Here is a 5,200-nt window from a genome sequence, read left to right as displayed (position 1 = left end):
ATGCCGCCCGCCGGCGCGGCCCCGGGCGCACCCACGCAGCCGCTGCCCCCGGCGCCCGGCCCGGACGCCCCTCATCCGGACGCCCCGGGAGCCGGCACGTCAACGCCCGACGCCGACGGGCCCGACGACGGCATCGACGACGCGACGCGCCTGCGCCCGCCGCAGGACTGACGACCCGCTCGTCGTGCACGGCCCGTCCCGGTGCTCCGGGGCGGGCCGTCGCCGTCCCCGGGCGAGACTCAGCCCCAGAGGGGCTCGGCCGGCGCGTACGCGAGCGCGACGGCCCCGAGGTCCGGGTCGACGTCGGCCAGCGACGGCGGGTCCCACCGCGGCGAGCGGTCCTTGTCGACGACCTGGGCCCGGATGCCCTCGACGAGGTCCGGCCGGGTGTCGACGAACCATGAGACGAGGCCGTACTCCTGCGCGAGCCCGGCGCGCAGGTCGGGCAGGGTGCGCGCGCTGCGGATCGCCGCGAGCGCCACCGTGACCGCCGTCGGGGAGAGGGACTCGAGCTCGTCGGCCTCCGCGCCGGCCGCGTCGTCTCCCGCGCGGGCCGCCTCGCGCAGGAGCGCGACGATCTCGGGGACCGTGCCCGCGGCGTAGCACCGGTCGACGCGCGCCTGCCGTGCGAGCAGCGCCGAGGGCTCGGGCTCGACGGCGTGCCGGCGCGCGACCTCGTGCACGGTGCCGGCGTCGAGCGGGTCGACGCCCGCGGCCGCGAGCTCGACGAGGTCCTGGTGGAGCAGCGGCAGCCGCTCGGTGGGCACGAGGTGGTCGGCGAGGCCTGCGTGGATGGCGTCGGCGCCGTCCATCGTCACGGCGCCGAGCGCGAGGTGCTCGCCGAGCCGGCCCGGCGCGCGGGCCAGGAGCCACGACCCGCCGACGTCGGGCGTGAACCCGATGCGGGTCTCCGGCATCGCGACGCGCGACCGCTCGGTGACGACCCGCACGGCCGCGTGCGCGCCGAGCCCCACGCCGCCGCCCATCGTGATCCCGTCCATGATCGATACGACAGGCACGGGGCTCTCGGCGATGGCGGCGTCGACGGCGTACTCGCGCCGGAAGTAGCGGCGCGCGTCGGCCTGGCGGCCCGCCACGATCGACGCGTGGAGCTCGCGGATGTCGCCCCCGGCGCAGAACCCGCGGTCGCCCGCGCCGTCGAGGAGCACGACGCGCACCGTGGGGTCGTCGCGCCAGGCGGCGAGGACGTCGGCGATCTCGCCGAGCATGTCGTACCCGAGCGCGTTGAGCGCCTGGGGCCGGTCCAGCGTCAGGTGGCCGACGGCGTCGTCGGACCGCGCGATGATCTGGCTCGTCACCCCGTCACGGTACCGTCGGGCATGCCTACTGCGACGGACGAGCGGCACGGGGACGACGAGCACGGCCGCTGGCGCCCCGACGTGCTGGGCGGCACCTGGCAGTCGCGCGACCTCGACCTGCCGGGCGGGGCGGTGGCGACGCTCGTGCGGGACGCTGCCCAGGACCGCCCGGAGCCGTCGGGGCGTCCCGCCGTGCTCTACGTGCACGGGTTCATCGACTACTTCTTCCAGACCCACGTCGCCGAGGCGTTCGCGGCGCGCGGCTACCCGTTCTTCGCGCTCGACCTGCGCGGGTACGGGCGCTCGATCGGGCGCGGGTCCGGCGTGCCCTCCCGGTCCGACGACGACCCGAACTTCGTCACCGACCTCGCGGTGTACGCCCAGGACCTCGACGCCGCGGCGCGCGCGCTGCGGGCGGAGGGGCACGAGCGGATCGTCGTCCTGGGCCACTCGACGGGCGGGCTCGTCGCGAGCCTGTGGGCGGACGCCCGACCGGGCAAGGTCGCGGCGCTCGTGCTCAACAGCCCGTGGTTTGACCTCAACAGGCCGTGGCTGTACCGGGGCCCGGTGACGCAGGTGGTCGACGTCGTCGGCCGCGTCGCGCCGCGGCTCGTGGTCGGGCACCTCGACGAGCACTGGGCACGCGCGCTGCACGCGAGCACGGGCGGCGAGTGGGACTTCGACCTCGCGTGGAAGCCGCTCGAGGGCTTCCCGGTGCGCGCGGGCTTCCTGCGCTCGGTGCGCCGGGCGCACCGCCGCGTCGCGAAGGGGCTCGCGGTGGACTGCCCGGTGCTCGTGCTCGCGTCGGCGCGCAGCGGTCCGGCCGCCGGATGGCACGACGCGCTGCTCACGACCGACAGCGTGCTCGACGTCGAGCACATCGTCGGACGCGCGGCGCGCCTCGGCGACGACGTCACCGTGGTCTCCGTCGAGGGCGGTGCGCACGACCTCGCGCTCTCGCCCGAGCCCGCCCGCTCCACCTACCTCCGCGAGGCGCTGGACTGGCTCGACGCCCACGTGCCCCCGGGCGCTGCCGTGTCCGAATCCCGCTAGCCACGGCGCCGTGCGGGGGGCGAGGATCGAACCGTGACCACGACGCAGCCCAGCCCCGCGAGCACGGCGACGGCGACCGACGACCCGGTCTTCGCCGAGCGCTACCGCGCCATCGCGTCGCGCGACCGCCGGTTCGACGGCCAGTTCGTCACGGCCGTCCGCACGACGCGCATCTACTGCCGCCCGTCGTGCCCGGCGCGCACGCCCCGGCCGGAGAACGTGACGTTCTACCGGACGTCCGCCGCGGCCCACGAGGCCGGCTACCGCGCGTGCAAGCGCTGCCTGCCCGAGGCCGTCCCCGGCACGCCGAGCTGGGACCTCGGCCACGACCTCGCGGCGCGCGCGATGCGGCTCGTCGGCGACGGCGTCGTCGACCGGGAGGGCGTCGACGGCCTCGCGGCGCGCCTCGGGTACACGCCGCGCCACGTGCACCGCGTCCTCGTCGCCGAGCTCGGCGCCGGACCCGTGGCGCTCGCCCGCGCGCTGCGCGCCCAGACGGCCCGCGCGCTGCTCACCGGCACGGACCTGCGCCTCGCCGACGTCGCGTTCGCCGCCGGCTTCGGCAGCGTGCGGCAGTTCAACGACACGGTCGCCGAGGTCTTCGACACGACGCCGGGCGAGCTGCGCCGCCGCGCCCGAGCGGCCGTGCGCTCGGCCGTGCGCACAGACACGGCACCGCCCGCCGTCGGCGACGCGCCGCCCGCGGAGGGCGCCGACGCCCGTGCGGCGACGCTCGACCTCGTCCTGCCCCTGCGCGAGCCGTACGACGCGCGCGGCGTCTTCGGTTTCCTCGCCGCACGCGCGGTGACGGGCGTGGAGGTCGTCGACACGAGCGATCCGACGTGCCTGTCCTACGCGCGCACGCTCGCGCTGCCGCACGGGCCCGGCGCGTTCCGCGCGACGTACGGGCCGCTGCCCGACGACAGCGCGTCGCGTCGCCCCGCAGGAAACGGAAGCAACGCAAGCAATACAAGCAGTACAAGCCATGCGTTCACGAGCCCGGGGCCCCCGCGGTTCCGCGTCGAGCTCGAGCTGACGTCCGTCGCGGACCTGCCGGCGGCGATCGCGCGCGTCCGGCGGCTGTTCGACCTCGACGCCGACCCGCACGCCGTCGACGCCGCGCTCACGGCCGACCCGGCGCTCGCGGGATCGGTCCGGTCGACGCCGGGCGTGCGTCTGCCGGGCGCGGTCGACGGCGCGGAGATCCTCGTGCGCGCCCTCGTCGGCCAGCAGATCTCCGTCGCCGCCGCGCGGACGCACCTCTCGCGTCTCGCGGAGGCCCTCGGTGCGCCGTTCGCGTCACGGTTCGGGCCCATGCGCCTGTTCCCCACCGCCGAGCGCCTCGCCGCGGACGGCGCGGCCCACCTGCGCGGTCCCGCGCGGCGCACCGCCGCGATCCTCGGTGCCGCCCGGGCGCTCGCCGACGGCGACCTCGCTGTCTCCCCCGCCGACGACCCCGCGGCGCTGCGCGCCGCGCTCGAGGCGCTGCCCGGCGTCGGGCCCTGGACGTCCGGGTACGTCGCGATGCGCGTGCTGCACGACCCCGACGTCCTGCTCGACGGCGACCTCGCCCTGCGCGCCGGCGCCCGCGCGCTCGGCCTGCCCGACGACCGCCGCGCGCTCGTGGCGCACGCCGAGCGCTGGGCGCCCTGGCGCTCCTACGCCGCGATGCACCTGTGGCGCGCGACAGGCCCGACCGTCCCGACCACCCCGGCCATCCCGACAACCTCGAACGACCCGGCGATCCCCCAGGAGGACACGTGACCGCCACGACCGCCCGCCCCACGACCACCCGCCCCACGACGACCCCCACGACCGCCGTCACGACGTCGGTCGCGACGCCCGACGGCCCGTTCACGCTCGTCGTCGCGCCCGACGGCGCGGTGCTGGCGTCCGGCTGGACCGACGACGTCGGCGAGCTCGTCGCGCTCGTCCACCCGAGCCTGCGCCCCGCGGAGGCGGAGCCGGTCGCGGAGGACCACCCGGCGGTCGCGACCGCCGTCGGCGCCGTCCGCGCCTACTACGCCGGCGACGTGCACGCGATCGACGACGTGCCCGTGCGCCAGGTCTCCGGGCCCTACCGGGCGCACGCGTGGGACGTCCTGCGCACGGTCGCGCCCGGGGACCCGGTGACGTACACGCGGTACGCCGAGCTGTCGGGCCGGCCGGCGGCCGTCCGCGCGGCGGCGGGCGCGTGCGCGATGAACGCGGCCGCCCTGTTCGTGCCGTGCCACCGCGTGCTGCGGACCGACGGCAGCCTCGGCGGCTACCGCTACGGCCTCGCCGTCAAGCGGAGCCTGCTCGACCGGGAGCGTCGCGTCGCCGGGACCACGCCGTCCTGATCAGCCGCGGCCGAAGAGCTGGGTCCACACGCCGCCCGCGTAGCCGACCCCGATCTCGGTCGAGTCGCAGCTGAGGATGTTCGCGCGGTGCCCCGGCGAGTCCATCCAGGCCCGGACGACCTCCTCGGCCGTGCGCTGACCCTTCGCGATGTTCTCGCCCGACGGGTTCGCGTAGCCCTGCGCCTTCGCCCGGTCCCACGGGGATCGGCCGTCGAGGCTCGTGTGGTCGAAGTAGCCCTGCGCGAGCATGTCCTCGCTGTGCAGCTGCGCCGCCGCCGTGAGCCGCGCGTCGAGGACGAGGGGTGCGCAGCCCGCGGCCGCGCGCTCGGCGTTCGTCAGCTCGACGACGGCCGTGACCTCCGCCGAGGGCCCGCTCGGCGTCAGGGGCGCGGTGGGCGACGGTGCCGGCGCGGGGGCGGGGGTCGGTGCCGGAGCCTGAGCCGGAGCGGGTGCCGGGGACGCGGGTGCGGGCTCCGCGGAGGCCGG

Annotated in this window: 5 protein-coding genes; 3 read left to right on the top strand and 2 right to left on the bottom strand. The window is 77.4% G+C overall.

Features of this window, described 5'->3' with window-relative positions; all coding sequences use genetic code 11:
• Positions 1-239: 239 nt before the first annotated feature.
• Positions 240-1,319, bottom strand: a complete 1,080-nt coding sequence (locus tag JZ5iCDA_RS15335; protein WP_069387939.1) for an enoyl-CoA hydratase/isomerase family protein — start codon at positions 1,317-1,319, stop codon at positions 240-242.
• Between the two features lie 21 nt (positions 1,320-1,340).
• Between JZ5iCDA_RS15335 and JZ5iCDA_RS15330 the strand changes: the two genes are divergently transcribed.
• Genes JZ5iCDA_RS15330 through JZ5iCDA_RS15320 form a run of 3 tightly spaced genes read left to right on the top strand, consistent with a single transcriptional unit; the run spans position 1,341 to position 4,714 of the window.
• Positions 1,341-2,372, top strand: coding sequence for an alpha/beta hydrolase (locus JZ5iCDA_RS15330; RefSeq protein ID WP_069387938.1), 1,032 nt, complete (start codon positions 1,341-1,343; stop codon positions 2,370-2,372).
• Between the two features lie 33 nt (positions 2,373-2,405).
• Positions 2,406-4,136, top strand: coding sequence for a DNA-3-methyladenine glycosylase 2 family protein (locus tag JZ5iCDA_RS15325; protein ID WP_069387937.1), 1,731 nt, complete (start codon positions 2,406-2,408; stop codon positions 4,134-4,136).
• Positions 4,133-4,714, top strand: coding sequence for a methylated-DNA--[protein]-cysteine S-methyltransferase (locus JZ5iCDA_RS15320; RefSeq protein WP_069387936.1), 582 nt, complete (start codon positions 4,133-4,135; stop codon positions 4,712-4,714). The genes JZ5iCDA_RS15325 and JZ5iCDA_RS15320 overlap by 4 nt, the downstream gene beginning before the upstream one ends.
• Here the strand turns inward: JZ5iCDA_RS15320 and JZ5iCDA_RS15315 are convergent.
• On the bottom strand, positions 4,715-5,200 hold a 486-nt coding region (locus tag JZ5iCDA_RS15315), incomplete at its 5' end, for a CAP domain-containing protein (protein ID WP_216093462.1).

It is taken from the genome of Cellulosimicrobium cellulans (assembly GCF_001722485.1).
GTDB classification, from domain to species: Bacteria; Actinomycetota; Actinomycetes; order Actinomycetales; family Cellulomonadaceae; genus Cellulosimicrobium; species Cellulosimicrobium cellulans_A.
This window is presented reverse-complemented; position numbering and strand designations above follow the sequence as displayed.

What these genes read in the sequence shown, in the direction of transcription:
- JZ5iCDA_RS15330 (WP_069387938.1), top strand. Translation starts at nt 1,341, where the DNA reads ATGCCTACTGCGACGGACGAGCGGCACGGGGACGACGAGCACGGCCGC.